This is a genomic window from Paraburkholderia sp. SIMBA_030 (genome assembly GCF_046535245.1).
Lineage (GTDB): Bacteria > Pseudomonadota > Gammaproteobacteria > Burkholderiales > Burkholderiaceae > Paraburkholderia.
The window spans coordinates 1-239 of sequence record NZ_JAWRXB010001532.1 but is presented as its reverse complement, the minus strand read 5'-3'; the positions used below and the strand labels follow the sequence as shown (position 1 = coordinate 239).

General features: G+C 59.8%; 1 protein-coding gene. It reads right to left on the bottom strand.

Annotated elements, in window-relative coordinates; all coding sequences use genetic code 11:
- On the bottom strand, positions 1-194 hold a 194-nt coding region (locus tag SB772_RS45145), incomplete at its 3' end, for a hypothetical protein (RefSeq protein ID WP_410839167.1).
- Positions 195-239: the final 45 nt, after the last annotated feature.

Sequence of the window (239 nt, the reverse complement as noted above, 5' to 3'; positions counted from 1 at the left end):
GGCACATTGCGGTTCGCTTTCATTGCGAACCCGAATGAAAAAAGCGCGCGCAGATTGGGGGCAAAGGCGCGAGTATGAGTTTGCCGAATGCGCCATGTGTTTGTCAGATGAATGCCATGCGCGAACGTTTGCGGCGACCGCATGCAGCGTGCCAAACGATTGCGCGGCAGTCTGGCTTGCGCTTCGAGCTTCACCGACCGACGGCGATGCGCGATCTTCCACAGCGCATGAGCGCCGCC